Raw genomic sequence first — 15,458 nt, forward strand, 5'->3', positions numbered from 1 at the left:
TTGAGGTATATATTGTGAAAAAACAAGGTGGTTTCTCACTGTTAGAAGTGATGGTAGTACTGGTGATCATTGGAATGATCATGTCGATTGTTGCACCTAATATTATGGGTCAACAAGAAGAAGCGCAAATAGATAAAGCGCACTTAGATATTCAACAACTTGAAGATGCCATGAGCATGTATAAGTTGAAAAATAAAAAGTACCCAACCACTGAGCAAGGGCTAGAAGCGCTGGTAAATGAAACAACCATAGATCCAGTGCCAAAGCGTTTCCCTGAAGGCGGATATATTTCTGAATTACCAGAAGATCCATGGGGTAACCCTTATCAATTATTGAGCCCAGGTGAGATGGGTAAAATTGATATATTTTCAATGGGTCCAGATGGTGAAGTGGGGACTGAAGATGACATCGGTAACTGGGATCCTGAAGAGCAGTCTTAAGTGCTTGTCATATTATGATGAATAAAAACCACCTTACACCGATGAAACGTCAGCAAGGGTTTAGCTTAATTGAAATCCTTGTTGTGCTGACGATCATTGCATTTGCCACCAAGTTAGTCACCTATAACTTGGATGGCAATATGGAAGAGGCGCTTGAAAAAAAGGCGCTTCGAACGCATGGTGTGATCAACTTGGCATCGGAGTTTGCGGTTTTAAACCAGGTTGAATTGGGGTTTCATTTAGACAAAAAAACACTCGAGTTTTTGGTTTTTGATGGGGATAAATGGGTTACCTTTGATGGGGAAGACTTATATAAACCCATCAAGTTCGAAGATGATTACAAAGTTAACTTAACCATTGAAGGACTCGACTGGGCACAAGATAATTTATTAGAACAATCAAACTGGCGGGAGTTAATGGGCACCGGCGATGAAGCCAGTTTACTGGAGCTTAAAAAGCTAAAAGTGCCACAAGTATTACTTTTATCTTCAGGTGAGGTCAGTGCGTTTCAGCTGAGCCTGACGTTAGATGAAGACCCTGAAAGTGATTATTTCATTGAAGGTGAATTTATCGCACCAGTTAACTTACGCCGAGAACCAGAATGAAGCAAAAATCAGCAGGCTTTACGCTGTTAGAAGTGATGGTTGCTCTGAGCATTTGTGCGATGGCTGGTATTGCTGCAATGCAAGTCACCGGTGAACACATCACCCATGTTGGCTCTTTAGAAGAGCAAACTTATGCGTCTTGGGTCGCCGAAAATCAAATGGTGATGATGCGTTCAAGCGGTGAAAAGTGGAGCGGCAAGAATGGTAAAAAAGGCGAAGAAGAGCTCGCGGGGCAAAAGTGGTATTGGCAGCAGTCAGTAACCAAGACCGAAGATGCCAGCTTTGTGAAAGTGACGGTAACGGTTTATCAAGATGAAGAGTTAAAACACTCCATTTATGATTTGACGACTTTTATGTTGAAAGGTAAATAACAATGCGTCAACGCGGTTTTACCTTATTAGAAGTGATGGTGGCGCTGGGGATTTTAGCGTTTGTTATTTTAGCGACTCATCAGATATTGAATTCAACGCTTAGAGCCAAAGAAGCCTCAGAAGAAGTCATCGGAGAGCTCGAATCGTTGCAAACAGCATTTCGTTTGATGGACCAAGATTTTAATCAAATGACAAAGCGCGAAGTACGCAATGAAGCTGGCGATAACAACGAGAGTTATATTATTCACGGACGTTATGCGGTGAATAGCCAATACGACGGGATTGTTTTCGTGCGTGATGGTTGGACTAACCCTATTAATTTATTACCTCGCTCAGAGCTGCAAGCGGTGGGTTATCGCGTTGTCGATGATAACTTAGAGCGTATTTATCGAATTTATGTGGATGAACTTGATGGTTCAGAACCACGAGTGCAGGTGGTATTAAAAAATATTGAAGAGCTTAAATTTGAGTTCTTAGATGACAAACAAAAATGGCAAGAAGACTGGAAGAAAAAAGCACTGCCTTTAGCCGTCGCGGTGACTATTCAATTTAAAGATGCCGAGCCAATTCGTCGCTTATTTCTAACACCGGGTGATGGCAAAGAGCAACAGGCCAGCAGTGCTTCGGGTAACGGTCGAAATAACCCGAATAATGACCCTAATTCAAATAATGGGCAGCGGACACCGGGAGACCGTTCATGAGAGAGCAGCGTGGTGCCGCATTAATTATTGTGCTTTTTATTGTCGCCTTGGCTGCCACGATTGCCGCTGAAATGGCATCAAATTTAATGGTGCAAGTACAAAGAGCACAAAATATTCAGTCACACCAGCAAGCCAAGTGGTACAGCTATGGTGCAGAAGAATTAATAAAAAAAGTGCTGATTGAAACAAAAAAAGAAGACCCAGATAAAGTACATTTAGGCCAAGCGTGGGCGCGTGAAGAAGTACCTTACCCTGTTGATGACGGTACTTTAAGTGGTGAAGTTACTGACTTGCAAGCCTGCTTAAACTTAAATGCATTGGCTGCGCCCAAAGACGATAATCAGTCAGGGAGCACAGTAAAAACGAACGCGGCACATGTTGCACTATTAGAGCTATTGAAGAATATAGAAGATTTACCGCTTGAAGAAAGTGAAGATGCATTAGCCGATAGCCTGTATGACTGGTTAGATAAAGACAGTATGACGACTGGCTCTGGGGCCGAAGAAGATGAATATATGTCTCGACAAACCCCTTATTTAACCGCTAATAACTTATTAGCGTCAGTATCGGAACTGAGAGTCATTAAAGGGTTTAACCCGCTTGTAATGAAAAAGCTATTGCCCTATGTATGCGTTATCCCGGGTAATACAGAGTTAAATATTAATGTGAATACCGTTAAATCGGAGCAAGCGTTGTTGCTAAGCGCATTAGTTGATGGTTTATCTGAATCTGGCGCTGAGGCAGTTATTTCAGCACGTCCAGAAAAAGGATTTGATACAGTGGATGAATTCTATGCGGAAGTGGCGAATCAAGGTTCAGGCAAAGGCTCTAAACCCAGTAAGCTATTTACCGTAGATAGTAATTATTTTAAGTTACGCGCGAAAGCTGAATTTGATGAAAGGCTTTTTACTATGACCTCAATTATACAAATAAATCAAGGTCAAGCGACTATCTTAGCGCGCAAATTTGGAGGCGTACAGTGACAGAAAAATTGGTGATCCGAGTTGGTCAGTCTCAGCAAAACTCGGTACATTGGTTAATATTTTCGGCTCACGATGAGCAGATAATTGCCAGTGGTGAATTAACAAATGGTGGTGAGTTATCTCAGTTAACAGAGAAAGCGGCAACACGTGAAACCGCGCTGTTACTGCCAAGCTCTCAAGTGCAATTAAAAGCTGTGGCATTACCAACCAAATGGAACCGTAAATTAGAGCAAGCTTTGCCCTTTATGCTTGAAGAGCAACTGGCATGTGATGTCGATGATGTGTTTATTGCAATCGGTAAGCCTGTTCAAGAAGATGAGCAACACAGCATACAAATTGCTTTGTGTGATCAAGCTTGGTTACAGGCCTGGATCTCGCTATTTGCTGACTTTGATATTGAACTGCATCGTATTACGCCAGATGCCTTATTGCTCCCTGAACCAGAGCATAAAACATTAGCGATGGTGGAATTAGCGGATCAGTGGTTGTGTCGCTTTGGTCAATGGCATATTAGTGCAATAGAAAAAAATTGGGGCGCTGATTACTTACATGCATTAGCCCCTGATAATATTGAGCACTATAGTCCAGCAGAATCAGTGCCTGATGTAGCCCCGAAGACGGCGAAACAAAGTGACTATGACTTGCCTTTGGCCATCTTTGCAAAAGAGATGAAAAATCAGAGCTTTAATTTACAGCAAGGGGTTTTTGCTGCCGCGAAAAAACAGCCCCAATGGTGGCGTGATTGGCGTAGTGGTGTGATAGCAGCAGGGGTTGCTGTACTGTCTTTCGTCGCTGTGAAGAGTACGCAGTTAGCAATTTATCAGTCGCAGGCTGATGATTACCGAGCTCAGGCTGTTGATGTTTACAAAAAAGCTTTTCCAGGTAAAGTGGTTCGCCCCCATTTATTACGTCAGCAAATAAAAAATGAATTAGCAGGCTTGAGTGGCGCAGAACAAGGTGGCTTCTTAGAGTTAACAAACCATTTTGTGGCTGTATATGGGGAAGTGAAGGACTTTACGCCTGAGACATTACGCTATGACCGTCGTCGTAATGAATTACGTATTCGCGCTCAAGCAGGTGGTTTTCAAACGTTTGGCCAAGTGAAAGCGATTCTAGAGCAGCGTGGTTTAAATGTTCAGCAGGGCTCATTAAACAATGACGGTGATGTGGTCATCGGTGAGATCCGCTTACGAGGTGAGTCATGAAGCAGCAAATTATAAAACAGTGGCAGTCACTTAAAGAGCAAGAGCAGCGTTTATTGCTGTTAGCTGGCGGTATTTTTATCATTTTTATTTTAGTGATGGGAGTCTTTCGGCCATTAACTGAAGGTGTTGATAAAGCATACAAAGATAAACAGCGTCAGCAAGAGTTGGTGGCATGGGTGAATAGTAGCGTTGGGACATTAAAATCAAGCGCCTCTATTAAAAATACCAGCCGTGTAAACCTATCTCAATTGGTGAATCGCACCCGTGGTAAATACAGTATCAACATCAGCAAAATGCAACCAAGTGATGGCGCGTTGAGAGTCAATATTGATTCTGTTGAGTTTAACCAATTGATAGCGTGGGTTGATGAGTTAACGAATAAGCATGGTTTAAAAGTAGAGAACCTGGATATTGCGCAGGGAGATTTGCCTGGGTATGTGCGTGTCAGTCGCTTAGTATTAGAGAAGTAAAAGATGAAGAGAATAATTAGCTTAGCGTTGACCTTAGTCGTGGCATTTTTGGCGTTTACACTGTACAGCATGCCTGCTGCTGTGTTTATCCAATTGGTAGATAAGCAGCTTCCTCCTTCATTAAAATTGGGGGTGATCACGGGAACTGTGTGGCAAGGGAAGGTCAGTGAAGTACGTGTAAATAATATCCAACTGAATAATGTGCGTTGGGATCTGCAAGCCAGTGCGCTGATCCTTGGCGATGTAAAAGGCAATATCAACTTTGGTAATGCCAGAGATAAAAGTGAGATTTCAGGAAAAGGTCTATTTGTTGTCAGTCTGATGAATGAATCTGTCACGTTAGCGGATACCACAGTCAGATTTAGTGTTGAGCAAGCGATGTCACAGGTAACATTGCCTTTGCCTGTTCAAGCTAAAGGACGCGTGTTATTAGACATTGATACGTTTAGTACCGGTATGCCGTATTGTCAGGCACTAACAGGTGAAATACGTAGTCCAGGTATTAGCGTACAAGGGTTAAGTGGGTGGTTTGATATTGGTGCATTAGGTGGAGAGCTGAGTTGTAAATCAGGTGATATTGCAGTACTTGTGGACCCTGATAATAACTTAGGGTTACAAGCTGATGCTGTGCTTGCCGAACATTTTCAATTTAGAGTTGCGGGTAATATAAAGCCACAAGCGTCATTACCAAAAGAAGTGCATGATGCCGTGAAGTTTTTAGGTCGGCCAGATGCTGAAGGCCGTTACCCGGTGAACTTATAATGATGAATGAGCTTGAATTCAATTACACTGAGGCACATCAACGATTACTCACTGAGTATTTGTCGATGCGAGAGGGCGCTTTTAATTTAGCGCAGGTATCGGGTTATTTATTCGCTCAGATTTGTTCCCCTGATGCGGTGGAAGTAGAGCAATGGGTAGCCATTATTACCGCTGATGATAATGCATTAGCGGAGGATGTCATGTTTGCATTTATGGCATTTCATCATGATATTAGTGAACGTGTTTACACTGAGCAATACCGCTTAGAGTGGGATAAGAAAAGCAGTTATACATGTCGTCAACATTGGAGCCAAGGGTTCTTAGTTGGTGCGGAACCTTATTATGAAAAGTTACTCAATGCACAGACCTTGCCCGATGAATTGAAACAAGCGCTACAAATGGCAACAGAGCAGTTAAGCTTTTTCTCCTTGGCGGAGTCTCAGGTAAGAGAATATTGCCAAAAAACGGGGGCGGTGCCGATGGAGTTTATTGCGCAGCAGGCTGAACTCGCAAGTGAGTTTGCCAATGGCTATGCACAATTAATTGAAGCCGCCGCATTAAGCTGTGGTTTATATGATGCAGAGAGCGACTTCTAGCCTATTTCTAATTCAATATGTGTGCAGCCTTTAGCGCAGCACACAACACCTTGTTTGATGCCCTGTGTGGCCAAGTCTAGAGACAAGGGTTTACTACATGTTTCGCATAAAATTGTCTTCCCCTGACCTAACTTTTTTAACAGTGCTTTTTGCTGGTTAAACGAAGCTGCTCGGGCTTTGTTAAGCTGACTAAAATCCATTACATCCCCTTCGCTTGATGAAGTGCATCCGTGGTGATATCACACACTTGCATTAACGTAGGGCCATACAGATAGAGGTTCATATCACTTTCTTTACAGTAGCGTAAATGAAATGCTCTGAGCTTATCATCGGTTGCCAATGCATTATCAACATAGCTTTGCTCTTCTGCACTGAGTGATAAGGTTCGACTAATGACATCTCTGGCTTGTTTTGCTGCTGGGCTACGTTGCACTTTGCTCGATTCACTGAGTATATCAACCCCTTGATTTAGCAATGCCTCTCTGGGTTCTTTGATCATCGGGTGATCAATGGTAAATAAGCCCAGTATCACAATGACTAATATTAAAAATTTCTTCATAACGATGGCAACTTTGATCTCGGTAACATGACAACAGGTACCAGTGTAATAAAATGCGTGTTTTAAAAGCAAGTGAAGTAGACATTTCCTTTATTAAAATAATGCCTTTAGGTTTATGGGTAAATGGCTAAAGCGTTACCTTTGGTTAGTTTTACTGATTAGTTTAGTGATTCTTATGTGAATTTATATCCATAACTTACTAAGCTTGCTTATAATATCCATATTATTAATAGGGTCACTGTAGCAAGTAGCCTGTCGATCGTAGCGGCTTAAGGAGCTGAGATGGACAATGAAATCAAAGTAAAGAATATCCCGAGTGAGGTTAAGATACAAAAACCGGATAACCTCCAACCGGATAGGTTTAATCCTCGTAATCGTATTTATGTTCGTGCTGTTAAAGGTCTGCACCAATTACTACGACAGAGGATAGGGTTTATTGGCATGTTGGCGTTTATGCTACTGCCATGGATCAATTTTCATGGGCAGCAAGCGGTATTATTTGATTTGTTTGAGCAAAAGTTCAACATATTTGGCCTTACTTTATTACCACAAGACTTAACTATTCTTGCTTTTATTTTAATGATTGCAGCATTTGCGCTGTTTTTTGTGACCACGTTTTATGGTCGAGTATGGTGCGGCTATACCTGTCCACAAACAGTTTGGACTTTTATTTTTATATGGTTTGAAGAGAAGTGCGAAGGCAAGGCAAATCAACGTAAAAAGCTCGATCAACGCGAGATGAATTTTGACAAGCTATGGCGAAAAACGGCCAAACACAGTTGTTGGGTGCTCTTTTCACTGTACACGGCGATCACATTTGCAGGCTATTTTACCCCTATTCGTACACTCTTGCCTGAGCTGTTAACACTCTCGGCAAGTAGTTATGCCCTATGGAGCATTGCTGTTTTTACCGTATGTACCTATGGTAATGCTGGTTGGATGCGGGAGATCATGTGCTTACATATATGCCCGTATTCACGTTTTCAATCTGCAATGTTTGATAAAGATACCTTTACTGTCAGCTATGATGAAAAACGCGGCGAATCTCGTGGACCTCGTTCTCGCAAGCAAGATCCCAAAGAGCTGGAGTTAGGTGATTGTATTGACTGTAATCTATGTGTTCAAGTATGCCCAACAGGTATCGATATTCGCAATGGCTTACAATATGAATGTATTAATTGCGGCGCATGTATCGATGCTTGTGATGGCGTGATGGAAAAGATGAATTATGCATCGGGGCTCATCTCATACACCACAGAACGTAATCTTGAAAACTCATCTGAGCAAACCAAAGCTGTTCGAGGTAAGCTGGTGGGCTATTTACTCATTTTAGTGGTGTTGTGCGTCGCATTAGTGGCAAACATCACGATGCGTAAGCCGATGGAGCTCGATATTATTAGAGACAGGAACCAATTATATCGAGTGAATTATGAGGGCCTGATAGAAAATACTTATACGCTGAAAGTCATTAATAAAGCGCAAGCATCTCAAACATACTCTGTGTCGATAAAAGGGCTCAGTAACTATGAGGTCATTGGCAAATTGGTGTTGCAGGTTGAGGCGGGTCGTTCTATGAATCTGCCTTTATCGGTGATCATTGACCCATATGATCTGAAAAAGCCAGTGACAGAGTTTGAATTTGTTATTGCACCAGTTGATAACCCTCAGCAACAGTTATCGCAGCAGACAAACTTCTTTAAAGGACGATAATTCAGTACACTATAGTGATAAGATAAAAGCGGGGCTTACCCCGCTTTTTTAATATTTGAGAGAAGTATGAGTGAATTTAGCTTTGCCAACTTAACACCAGACTTAATTTTAGATGCCATTGAGAGCATTGGGATTTATCCAGAGTCGGGTCTATTAGCACTGAATAGTTATGAAAACCGCGTTTATCAATTTAGAGCAGATGACAATTGTCGATATGTGGTGAAGTTTTATCGGCCGCAGCGCTGGAGTGATAAACAAATACAGGAAGAACATCAATTTTCACTGAGTCTCATTGAGGCTGAAGTACCTGTGGTTGCCCCTATTCAGCGAGATGGGCAAACTTTATTCGAGTATCAGGGCTATCGCTTTACCTTATTTCCAAGTGTGGGTGGGCGCCAATTTGAAATGGATAATTTAGATCAACTCGAGATGTTAGGTCGTTATATTGGTCGTTTACACAGTGTGGCGGGAAGTCAGACGTTTACACACCGGCCGACCATCAACACACAAGATTATTTAGAGCGTGCACGCGAGGCAATTTTGTCCAGCCAGTTGCTGTCGACGTATATGGAAACGCCATTTTTAACCATCTTAGATCAGCTCATAGAAAAAACGCAGAATGCGTATTATGATACGGCACAAATACGTTTGCATGGAGACTGTCATGCTGGCAATATCTTATGGTCAAATGATAAATTACTGCTTGTTGACTTAGATGATTGTCGACAAGGGCCTGCGATTCAAGACCTTTGGATGATGCTCAATGGTGATAGGCAAGAAAAAGCCATGCAATTAGATACTATGTTGTGTGGATACGAAGAATTTCACAGCTTTGACCAGCGCCAGTTAGGGTTGATTGAACCATTAAGGGCTATGAGAATGGTGCATTATATGGGCTGGTTGGCAACAAGGTGGCAAGATCCTGCGTTCCCACGGAACTTTTCGTGGTTTGCGACAGACAAATATTGGGAGCAACAGGTCTTGGCACTAAAAGAACAATATGCGGCATTAAATGAACCCGCTTTGAAACTAATTCCATAAATTTGAGAGAGACCGATGTTAAAAAAGATACAACTATCCATCCTATTATTTTGTTTACCATTATTTGCGATGGCAGCAGATTTTACTGACGGTAAGCACTACCAAACATTGACGACTGAAAAAAGCGCATCTCCTAAGGTGACAGAGTTCTTTTCTTTTTACTGCCCACACTGTTTTAAATTTGAACCAATAGCGAAAGCTCTGGCGGATAACTTACCTAAAGGTGCGGTATTTGAAAAAAGCCATGTTAACTTTTTAGGTGGTTTACCCGCCGAAGTACAAAGTAATTTGAGCTACGCCTATATTGTCGCCAAAAGCGTCGGTAAAGGTGATGAGATTGCAGCAAAGTTATTTGATAGCATCCATGTTAAAAAAGCACCTTTAGATAATATTGCTGATCTAAAAACATTGCTTGAAGTTAATGGTATTACAGGTGCGCAATTTGATGCGGCACTGGCGACAATGCCAATTATAAGCGAGGAAGCGGCGATGCAAGATGCGCAAGAGAAGTTTTCAAAAGCAGGCGCACTTAAAGGTGTTCCTACTTTTATTGTTAATGATAAATACAAAATCAACGTGAGTGAGCTACAAAGCCAAGAAGAACTTAATGAGCTTGTAAAGCACCTGCTGAAAAAATAAGAATTGGAGTAAAGAATGTTAAAGGTAATTAAAGCGGCTGCGGTTGCTATGATGATGCCACTATTGGCCAATGCAGCAGTATTTGAAGAAGGCGTTCACTATGAAGTGATCTCCGAACGTGGCACGAAGAAGCCAGAAGTAACTGAGTACTTTTCATTTTATTGCCCGGCTTGTAATGCATTTGAGCCGTTGATTGCGAAAGTGAAGCCTAAATTAGATGATGGTGTAAAGTTTAAGAAAAGCCATGTAGATTTTGTTGGGACTCGAGACGAAAAAGTACAAAAAATCATGAGCAATGCATTAGCTACCGCAGAAGTGTTGCCACAAAAAGATCAGATAGTGAGTGCTATTTTTACTCATTTACATGGTACACGCGGTAAGATTAATGAGCTGGCTGATATGAAAGATATTTTTGTTGCTCAAGGGGTAGATGGCGACAAGTTTGATAAGCTTTATAAGAGCTTTTCTGTTCGTACTAAAGCTTCGAAAATGGTGCGCATGCAAAAGCAAATGCAAGATAAGCGCGCTTTGACTGGCGTGCCAACTTTTGTGGTTAATGGTAAGTACAAACTACGTTTGCGTGAGTCTAAAACGACGACACCAGAACAAATTAGTGAGTTAATTAATTATCTTGCTGCGAAGTAATAATTTGTTAGACTCAAAAAGCCCCGCATAAGCGGGGCTTTTTGTTTTAGGAGTATTAATTTTGGATAAAGTGCTTGTGTCTAGCTGCTTGCTCGGCCAACCAGTGCGGTACGATGGCAAAACACAGACGTTGAGGCACCCATTAATCTCTCAGCTTATTGCGCAGCAAAGAGTGGTGTCATTTTGTCCTGAAGTGGCTGGTGGCTTACCAATTCCTAGAGAGCCAGCTGAGATTGTTGAATCGCGCATAGTCACGAATAACGGCCTTGATGTATCAGCTGAATTTGCACGAGGGGCTAAATTGGCTTTGGCTCAATGCCAAGCCAATAATATACGGTTTGCTTTGTTGAAAGAGTCGAGTCCATCTTGTGGCAGAAATATTATTTATGATGGGACACATAGTGGTCGCAAAGTGACAGGGATGGGTTGGACAGCTCAACTTCTAGAGCAAAATGGTATTCGTGTGTTTAGTGAAGAACAACTCCCAGTACTTAACAAAGTACTGGGGTAAAGCAGATTTACTTGCGCTGTAAAAATACACCAGACTCTACATGATGGGTGTACGGAAACTGATCGAAAATAGCGATGCGAGACACTTTGTGCGTTTCGCAGAGTAAGTCTAGATCACGTTCTAGCGTGTCTGGGTTACATGAGATATAAATAACATTGTCGTAATTTGCGACGAGGCGACAGGTCAGTTCATCCATGCCAGCACGGGGTGGATCAACAAGAATTGTTTGGCAATTATATTCTTTAAGGTCAATGCCATTTAATCGTGAGAAGCTACGTTCGCCTTTCATTGCTTGGGTAAACTCTTCACTAGACATACGTAAGATGTCTAAATTGTCTACTTTATTCGCGGCAATATTAAATTGTGCAGAATGAACGGACGGTTTAGATATTTCTGTGGCGAGCACTTTATCAAAGCTGCCTGCTAGCGCAATTGAAAAGTTTCCGTTTCCACAATAAAGCTCGAGTAAATCGTTTTCTAATGGTGCGCACAGTGATTGTGCCCAGGTAAGCATTTTTTCATTTACGACGGCATTTGGTTGGGTAAAGCTATTCTCTACTTGCTGATACGTATAAGTCTGCCCATTGACGTTCAATTGTTCGGTGACATAGTCATGTTCGAAAATCACTTTTTGCTTTCTAGCTCGACCAATAAAATCAACTTTATAAGTTTGCTTTAACTCAGTGCGCAGTGTCTCCATTGCTGCTTGCCACTGTTCATCAAGTGGTTTGTGGTAAAGTAAGCTAATAAGAATCTCACCGCTCAGTGTCGATAGATAATCAATTTGAAACAGTTTGCGACGTAGTATTTCATTGTCGCGTAATTTATCCATCATGACCGCCATTAACTCACTGATAAGCGGGGCTGCGGGGTCAAATTGATCAACGCGGATTTTCTGCTTTGTCGCTTGGTCAAACATGATGTGGTATAAATCGTCACCTTCATGCCAAACTCTAAACTCAGCACGTTGTCGATACTGTGTTTTTGGTGAGTCGTATACTTCTAATTCAGGTGTATCAAAACGCGCGAATTGTTGAGAAATGCGTTGCTGCTTTTCTTCAAGCTGCTGGGCATAAGTGGAAGTATCAATTGTTATGACGGCCATGATCAGAATTACCTTACTAAATAGAGACGCGCTATTTTAGGCGTCGTTGCCGATTTGTCCAGTGAATCGCAAAAAATGCGCTTACTTTCTATACTAAAAGTCTTTAGGTTTATATAAACTGGCCGATAACGAAGTCATTACGGTTGGCTTTTCAGCCTACTTGTCTCACCGTGTGGAGCCACGTTATGAAAATAGGACAACTCAATCAATTACTTAACCCTGCAAATTCCTTTAAAGCAGGTAATAACAAACCATTTATGCCGACTATTCAGAATAATGCAGATAGTTATTCCGGCGATAAAAGTAAATTGGCCGCGAAATTTTTAGATGACAAACTTGCTGAAGCGTTGGGTATTGAGAAGAAGCCAGAAAAAGAAAAGCCGCTGTTTGATTTTGAATCTATCGTAAAAAATGTTTTAGATTTCGTAAAAGGTGCTGTAAATAAGGCCAAAGCTGACGGCAAAGATGATGATGAACTCAGAAATATGCTAGGTGAGGCTCGAAAGGGTGTAACGATGGGGATTGATGAAGCCACTGATGCACTTAAAGAGAGCAGTGTTTTTAATAATGAGATTGAAGAAGGCATCGAAAAGTCTAGAGAGGGTATTTTTAGCGGACTTGATGAATTTGGAAAGTCATTATTTGAACCTCAGCCAGATAAAATGTCGGTTACTTCAGCGCAGTATGCGAGTTTATCAAATCAAGCAGATTATAGCTTCACGACTGCAGAAGGTGATGAAGTTGTGATCTCGTTCAGTGATGCTTACTCGCAGAATAAAGGAGCAAGCTACAGCAAAGAAGGCAATAACGAAGGCTTTGCTTATGCAGAAGAAAACAAGCAAGAAGTGAGCTTCTCCATTAGTGTGAATGGCGATTTAAATGAAGATGAACAAAAAGCCATTAATGAAATGATGAAGGACATTCGTAATGTCAGTGATTCATTTTTCAGTGGTGAATATGATGATGCATTTGAAAAGGCGAAAGAGCTGAATATAGGTAACGATCAAATAGCAAACTTCACTATGGACCTCAGGCAGACGAAGACCACAGCAGCTATTAGCCAATATCAGCAAAGTAATCCACTGAAAGATTTAGAAAAAGCACTACAACCGCTTGATAAGCAACTTGAGAGTATTAATGAAAGTGGTAAGGCATTTGGAATAGAGAGTCAGTTACCTGATATTTTAGAATGGATGAACCAAGGTCAATCAAGACTCAATGAATTCTTAGATTATGCGCAGGGCTTTTTTGATCAATTAAATAAGCAAGAAGATAGCGCACAATAATTAGAGATTCATTTTCTGCTGCGTGCGTGGCACACTTCGCTTAATAGATAGCGGCGGAGCGCAAGCGTGTCACCACATATACTCGTATTTGATTCAGGGATTGGCGGAACCAGTGTTCTGGAGCATATAAAAGCAAGCATACCGAGTGCACATTTTAGCTATGTCATGGATAATGCGCTTTTACCCTATGGCTTGCAGTCTGAACAAACGATTCGGTCACGGTTAGCGTCATTAGTACAGTATATCGAAGCGCAAGAGCTCAAGGTTGATATTATTGTTATTGCCTGTAATACCGCCTCTACCTCAGCACTTGCCGCCACGCGACATTTAACTACGATACCGATTGTTGGGGTCGTGCCTGCGATTAAACCTGCGGTGCGTTTTAGCTGCACCAATCACATTGCTTTGTTAGCAACCCCAGCCACATCAAATAATGCTTATACACATGGTTTGATAGAGCAGTTTGCACAAGGGTCGCGTGTTGACCGTCATCACTCTACTTCCTTGGTTAAGTTTGCTGAAGCACTTTATTGGAATAGGCCTATCAATGAGGAAGAGGTCGCTACTGAATTACGACGTATAGGGATCGCGACTAAGGTTGATACCATTGTATTAGGGTGTACGCACTTTCCTATACTCACACCTTATCTCAAAAGCTTTTATGGCTCAGGGGTTACATTTGTTGATTCTGGAGAAGCGATTGCAAGGAGAGTGAGATCGTTATTAGTTCAAGTAAACAAGTGCCCTGCTATGCTAGATGCAAATGATTTACTAATAGAAAAGCCGTTGCAGTTTTATGCAACGGCTCCAGATAAAATTAGCCCTAATGAGCATAGCATTAAATTAATAAGCCTTAACAGTTTTAGTGACTAGCGATTTCTTCCTCATTGTCGTATTGCTTTTGTTTTGCAGCTCTTACTTTCAGTGTGCGCTGCTGGAACTCTTGATCATTTAAAGCAGAGATTGCTTTATCAGCATCGAGTTCTGCCATTTCAACAAACCCAAACCCACGACGTTTGCCTGTATTTTTATCCTTTAATAGTCGAACACTAAAAACCTGTCCTTGTTCAGAGAATAACTCTCGTACTACGCCTTCATTGGCTTTATAAGGTAAGTTACCTACGTACAGAGTTTTAGTTTTTACTTCTTGTTTAGCTTCTTGTGCCTCGCCAGAAGTAAAAATGACAGCAAAACCACCTACAAGAATACCTGCGGCAAAAAGGATAGGGGCGCTTAATGCAATGTTAGATAATACAAATTGCAATATAAGAAAACCAATCACAGCAAGTGCAATGGTGATTATAAAAGGCTTTTGATCTGATGATTTCATAATTGATCTACCAATAAACAGGGGATAAACATTAATTTAACAAAACGAGTGGCTATATTAGCGATATATATAAACTTCGCAATAATAAAACAGCAAATAACGAAGAATACAGCATTAAAAATAAACAAAAATAACAAATAATGCGAGTTTTGCTGCTTTTTTATTCGAACAAACAAAAAGATCAAAAAAAGGCTTGATCAAAAAAAGGATCTCCCTATAATGCGACCCCACTGACACGGAGCAACACGCTGAAAAGCAAACTGAAACGAGTCAGCGTCAAGTAAAACTTAGCTTTAAAAAATTATTTAAAATTAAGTGTTGACAAAAAAATAGGAAAGCGTAACATGCGCAGCCCTAGCGAGATAAAGCAAAGCGCTTAATCATCGCAACGTTCTTTAAAAATATGAAGCAATCATCTGTGTGGGCACTCGTACAGATTGAGTTCTAACAGCGAACCTTCTTTCTTAGATTGAAGTGACGCAAAAAAATTAGAGTCTCA

At 41.3% G+C, this 15,458-nt stretch carries 20 protein-coding genes; 16 read left to right on the forward strand and 4 right to left on the reverse strand.

Annotation, left to right across the window (positions count from 1 at the left end; translation table 11 throughout):
• Positions 1 to 14 precede the first annotated feature (14 nt).
• The 9 genes from gspG to BGP78_RS00320 are packed head-to-tail and all read left to right on the forward strand — an operon-like array spanning position 15 to position 6,133.
• Complete coding sequence (gspG, locus tag BGP78_RS00280) at positions 15 to 440, forward strand: type II secretion system major pseudopilin GspG (protein ID WP_119859535.1); 426 nt, start codon at positions 15 to 17, stop codon at positions 438 to 440.
• A gap of 14 nt (positions 441 to 454) precedes the next feature.
• Positions 455 to 1,045, forward strand: coding sequence for a prepilin-type N-terminal cleavage/methylation domain-containing protein (locus BGP78_RS00285; RefSeq protein ID WP_259386054.1), 591 nt, complete (start codon positions 455 to 457; stop codon positions 1,043 to 1,045).
• Positions 1,042 to 1,416: a type II secretion system minor pseudopilin GspI gene (gene gspI, locus BGP78_RS00290; protein WP_119859536.1), complete on the forward strand. Its 375-nt coding sequence runs from the start codon at positions 1,042 to 1,044 to the stop codon at positions 1,414 to 1,416. Before BGP78_RS00285 ends, gspI begins: the two co-directional genes overlap by 4 nt.
• A 2-nt stretch (positions 1,417 to 1,418) precedes the next feature.
• Positions 1,419 to 2,117, forward strand: a complete 699-nt coding sequence (gene gspJ / locus BGP78_RS00295) for a type II secretion system minor pseudopilin GspJ (RefSeq protein WP_119859537.1) — start codon at positions 1,419 to 1,421, stop codon at positions 2,115 to 2,117.
• Positions 2,114 to 3,100 carry a type II secretion system minor pseudopilin GspK gene (gene gspK / locus BGP78_RS00300; protein WP_119859538.1) on the forward strand — a complete coding sequence of 329 codons (987 nt, stop codon included), beginning with the start codon at positions 2,114 to 2,116 and terminating at the stop codon, positions 3,098 to 3,100. Before gspJ ends, gspK begins: the two co-directional genes overlap by 4 nt.
• On the forward strand, positions 3,097 to 4,305 hold the full coding sequence (gspL, locus tag BGP78_RS00305; protein WP_119859539.1) for a type II secretion system protein GspL: 1,209 nt from the start codon (positions 3,097 to 3,099) through the stop codon (positions 4,303 to 4,305). Before gspK ends, gspL begins: the two co-directional genes overlap by 4 nt.
• A complete protein-coding gene (gene gspM, locus BGP78_RS00310; protein WP_119859540.1) occupies positions 4,302 to 4,775 on the forward strand; it encodes a type II secretion system protein GspM in 474 nt (157 codons plus the stop codon). Before gspL ends, gspM begins: the two co-directional genes overlap by 4 nt.
• Before the next feature lie 3 nt (positions 4,776 to 4,778).
• Complete coding sequence (locus BGP78_RS00315) at positions 4,779 to 5,537, forward strand: type II secretion system protein N (protein WP_119859541.1); 759 nt, start codon at positions 4,779 to 4,781, stop codon at positions 5,535 to 5,537.
• Entirely contained in the window at positions 5,537 to 6,133 is a 597-nt protein-coding gene (locus BGP78_RS00320) for a UPF0149 family protein (protein WP_259386056.1), read from the forward strand. Before BGP78_RS00315 ends, BGP78_RS00320 begins: the two co-directional genes overlap by 1 nt.
• Here the strand turns inward: BGP78_RS00320 and BGP78_RS00325 are convergent.
• Together BGP78_RS00325 and BGP78_RS00330 are read right to left on the reverse strand one after the other, a co-directional pair.
• Positions 6,130 to 6,333: a hypothetical protein gene (locus tag BGP78_RS00325; RefSeq protein ID WP_010365407.1), complete on the reverse strand. Its 204-nt coding sequence runs from the start codon at positions 6,331 to 6,333 to the stop codon at positions 6,130 to 6,132. The two genes, BGP78_RS00320 and BGP78_RS00325, sit on opposite strands and share 4 nt — an antisense overlap.
• A complete protein-coding gene (locus tag BGP78_RS00330) occupies positions 6,333 to 6,692 on the reverse strand; it encodes a hypothetical protein (RefSeq protein WP_119859553.1) in 360 nt (119 codons plus the stop codon). Before BGP78_RS00330 ends, BGP78_RS00325 begins: the two co-directional genes overlap by 1 nt.
• A gap of 282 nt (positions 6,693 to 6,974) precedes the next feature.
• Here BGP78_RS00330 and ccoG point away from each other — a divergent pair, with 282 nt between their 5' ends.
• From ccoG to BGP78_RS00355, 5 genes are all read left to right on the forward strand, one after another.
• Positions 6,975 to 8,402, forward strand: a complete 1,428-nt coding sequence (gene ccoG / locus BGP78_RS00335) for a cytochrome c oxidase accessory protein CcoG (RefSeq protein WP_119859542.1) — start codon at positions 6,975 to 6,977, stop codon at positions 8,400 to 8,402.
• A 66-nt stretch (positions 8,403 to 8,468) separates the two neighbouring features.
• Positions 8,469 to 9,443: a serine/threonine protein kinase gene (locus tag BGP78_RS00340; protein ID WP_119859543.1), complete on the forward strand. Its 975-nt coding sequence runs from the start codon at positions 8,469 to 8,471 to the stop codon at positions 9,441 to 9,443.
• A 15-nt stretch (positions 9,444 to 9,458) separates the two neighbouring features.
• Complete coding sequence (locus tag BGP78_RS00345) at positions 9,459 to 10,082, forward strand: thiol:disulfide interchange protein DsbA/DsbL (RefSeq protein ID WP_119859544.1); 624 nt, start codon at positions 9,459 to 9,461, stop codon at positions 10,080 to 10,082.
• Between the two features lie 15 nt (positions 10,083 to 10,097).
• Positions 10,098 to 10,727 (forward strand): thiol:disulfide interchange protein DsbA/DsbL, encoded by a 630-nt coding sequence (locus BGP78_RS00350; protein ID WP_119859545.1) that lies wholly within the window; start codon positions 10,098 to 10,100, stop codon positions 10,725 to 10,727.
• A gap of 61 nt (positions 10,728 to 10,788) precedes the next feature.
• On the forward strand, positions 10,789 to 11,238 hold the full coding sequence (locus BGP78_RS00355; RefSeq protein ID WP_119859546.1) for a DUF523 domain-containing protein: 450 nt from the start codon (positions 10,789 to 10,791) through the stop codon (positions 11,236 to 11,238).
• A 7-nt stretch (positions 11,239 to 11,245) separates the two neighbouring features.
• Here BGP78_RS00355 and trmA read toward each other — a convergent pair whose 3' ends face one another.
• Entirely contained in the window at positions 11,246 to 12,343 is a 1,098-nt protein-coding gene (gene trmA / locus BGP78_RS00360) for a tRNA (uridine(54)-C5)-methyltransferase TrmA (protein WP_119859547.1), read from the reverse strand.
• 185 nt (positions 12,344 to 12,528) lie between these two features.
• On the opposite strand from trmA, the gene BGP78_RS00365 reads away from it, so the two are divergent.
• Both BGP78_RS00365 and murI read left to right on the forward strand, forming a co-directional pair.
• Positions 12,529 to 13,629, forward strand: coding sequence for a DUF5610 domain-containing protein (locus tag BGP78_RS00365; RefSeq protein WP_119859548.1), 1,101 nt, complete (start codon positions 12,529 to 12,531; stop codon positions 13,627 to 13,629).
• A 66-nt stretch (positions 13,630 to 13,695) separates the two neighbouring features.
• Positions 13,696 to 14,502: a glutamate racemase gene (gene murI, locus BGP78_RS00370; RefSeq protein WP_119859549.1), complete on the forward strand. Its 807-nt coding sequence runs from the start codon at positions 13,696 to 13,698 to the stop codon at positions 14,500 to 14,502.
• Here murI and BGP78_RS00375 read toward each other — a convergent pair.
• The gene (locus BGP78_RS00375; RefSeq protein WP_119859550.1) at positions 14,492 to 14,959 is read right to left on the reverse strand and encodes an RNA-binding protein; all 468 of its coding nucleotides are present in this window, start codon (positions 14,957 to 14,959) and stop codon (positions 14,492 to 14,494) included. The genes murI and BGP78_RS00375 overlap by 11 nt on opposite strands.
• Positions 14,960 to 15,458: the final 499 nt, after the last annotated feature.

The sequence above is a fragment of the Pseudoalteromonas sp. MSK9-3 genome, assembly GCF_003590335.1.
GTDB lineage: Bacteria > Pseudomonadota > Gammaproteobacteria > Enterobacterales > Alteromonadaceae > Pseudoalteromonas.

What these genes read in the sequence shown, in the direction of transcription:
- ccoG (WP_119859542.1), top strand. Translation starts at nt 6,975, where the DNA reads ATGGACAATGAAATCAAAGTAAAGAATATCCCGAGTGAGGTTAAGATA.
- BGP78_RS00325 (WP_010365407.1), bottom strand. Translation starts at nt 6,333, where the DNA reads ATGGATTTTAGTCAGCTTAACAAAGCCCGAGCAGCTTCGTTTAACCAG.
- BGP78_RS00320 (WP_259386056.1), top strand. Translation starts at nt 5,537, where the DNA reads ATGATGAATGAGCTTGAATTCAATTACACTGAGGCACATCAACGATTA.
- BGP78_RS00350 (WP_119859545.1), top strand. Translation starts at nt 10,098, where the DNA reads ATGTTAAAGGTAATTAAAGCGGCTGCGGTTGCTATGATGATGCCACTA.
- gspM (WP_119859540.1), top strand. Translation starts at nt 4,302, where the DNA reads ATGAAGCAGCAAATTATAAAACAGTGGCAGTCACTTAAAGAGCAAGAG.
- BGP78_RS00340 (WP_119859543.1), top strand. Translation starts at nt 8,469, where the DNA reads ATGAGTGAATTTAGCTTTGCCAACTTAACACCAGACTTAATTTTAGAT.
- BGP78_RS00330 (WP_119859553.1), bottom strand. Translation starts at nt 6,692, where the DNA reads ATGAAGAAATTTTTAATATTAGTCATTGTGATACTGGGCTTATTTACC.
- BGP78_RS00315 (WP_119859541.1), top strand. Translation starts at nt 4,779, where the DNA reads ATGAAGAGAATAATTAGCTTAGCGTTGACCTTAGTCGTGGCATTTTTG.
- trmA (WP_119859547.1), bottom strand. Translation starts at nt 12,343, where the DNA reads ATGGCCGTCATAACAATTGATACTTCCACTTATGCCCAGCAGCTTGAA.
- gspI (WP_119859536.1), top strand. Translation starts at nt 1,042, where the DNA reads ATGAAGCAAAAATCAGCAGGCTTTACGCTGTTAGAAGTGATGGTTGCT.
- gspK (WP_119859538.1), top strand. Translation starts at nt 2,114, where the DNA reads ATGAGAGAGCAGCGTGGTGCCGCATTAATTATTGTGCTTTTTATTGTC.
- BGP78_RS00375 (WP_119859550.1), bottom strand. Translation starts at nt 14,959, where the DNA reads ATGAAATCATCAGATCAAAAGCCTTTTATAATCACCATTGCACTTGCT.
- BGP78_RS00285 (WP_259386054.1), top strand. Translation starts at nt 455, where the DNA reads ATGATGAATAAAAACCACCTTACACCGATGAAACGTCAGCAAGGGTTT.
- BGP78_RS00365 (WP_119859548.1), top strand. Translation starts at nt 12,529, where the DNA reads ATGAAAATAGGACAACTCAATCAATTACTTAACCCTGCAAATTCCTTT.
- gspJ (WP_119859537.1), top strand. Translation starts at nt 1,419, where the DNA reads ATGCGTCAACGCGGTTTTACCTTATTAGAAGTGATGGTGGCGCTGGGG.
- BGP78_RS00345 (WP_119859544.1), top strand. Translation starts at nt 9,459, where the DNA reads ATGTTAAAAAAGATACAACTATCCATCCTATTATTTTGTTTACCATTA.